Here is a 1048-nt window from a genome sequence, read left to right on the forward strand (position 1 = left end):
TGTCCGTGCACAGTCTTTACGCCTGGATCAAGGTCTACAGCAAGCCCCAAGAGCAGCGTCAGCAAGACGACGATCAGCAGGCCGAACTGCGCAAGCTACGCGCTGAACTCAAGCGCGTGACGGAAGAGCGAGACATCTTAAAAAAGGCCGCCGCGTACTTTGCCAAGGAGTGCGGCTGAAGTACGCCTTCATCAAGAAGCACTCGACTGATTACCCGGTGCGGCGCCTTTGCCAAACCCTCAAGGTGCACCCCAGCGGCTATTACGCCTGGCTGGCCGAGCCTCAATCTGCCCGAGCAAAAGAAGATCAACGTCTGCTTGGCTTGATCAAACACGCTTGGCTGGAAAGCGGAGGTGTATACGGCTACCGCAAAATTCACGATGACCTGCGTGAGCTGGGAGAGGAATGCGGCCGAAATCGAGTCGGGCGCTTGATGCAGGCGGAGGGGCTGCGTTCTCAAACGGGCTATCGGCGGCGTCCAGGGTTCTATGGTGGAAAGCCAACAGTGGCCTCGCCCAACCACCTCGCGCGGCAGTTCAAGGTAAGTGAGCCGAACAAGGTCTGGGTGACAGATATCACTTACATCCGCACCTATGAAGGGTGGCTCTACCTCGCGGTAGTGCTGGATCTGTTCTCACGCCAAGTAATTGGTTGGTCAATGAAGCCAAGGATGTGCAGCGACCTGGCTATCGACGCGATGTTGATGGCTGTTTGGCGACGCAAGCCTCAGCAGCAAGTTATGATTCACTCAGATCAAGGCAGTCAGTTCAGTAGCTCGGATTGGCAAAGCTTTTTGAAGGCCAACAATGTAATCGGCAGCATGAGCCGGCGGGGAAACTGCCACGACAATGCCGTAGCCGAGAGCTTTTTCCAGCTTTTGAAGCGAGAGCGAATCCGACGAAAGATCTACACAACCCGTGAAGAAGCCCGAAGTGATATTTTCGATTACATCGAGATGTTCTATAACCCTAAACGCCGACACAGCAGTGCTATGCAGCTGTCTCCAGTAGAGTATGAGAAACGCTATTTCCTGAGCTTGGAGAGTGTC

Annotated in this window: 1 protein-coding gene; it reads left to right on the forward strand. The window is 54.6% G+C overall.

The window, feature by feature from the left end:
• Window positions 1-1048, forward strand: a protein-coding gene (locus ACF8R3_RS21610) for an IS3 family transposase (protein WP_392516117.1) whose coding sequence is annotated in 2 segments (ribosomal slippage) — window positions 1-135 and window positions 135-1048 — 1049 coding nt annotated over the 2 segments. Because the reading frame shifts where the segments join, the coding sequence is not laid out codon by codon here. This gene is flagged as partial in the annotation.

Origin of the sequence: Pseudomonas sp. FYR_7 (genome assembly GCF_043106155.1) — a bacterium.
GTDB lineage: Bacteria > Pseudomonadota > Gammaproteobacteria > Pseudomonadales > Pseudomonadaceae > Aquipseudomonas > Aquipseudomonas parafulva_B.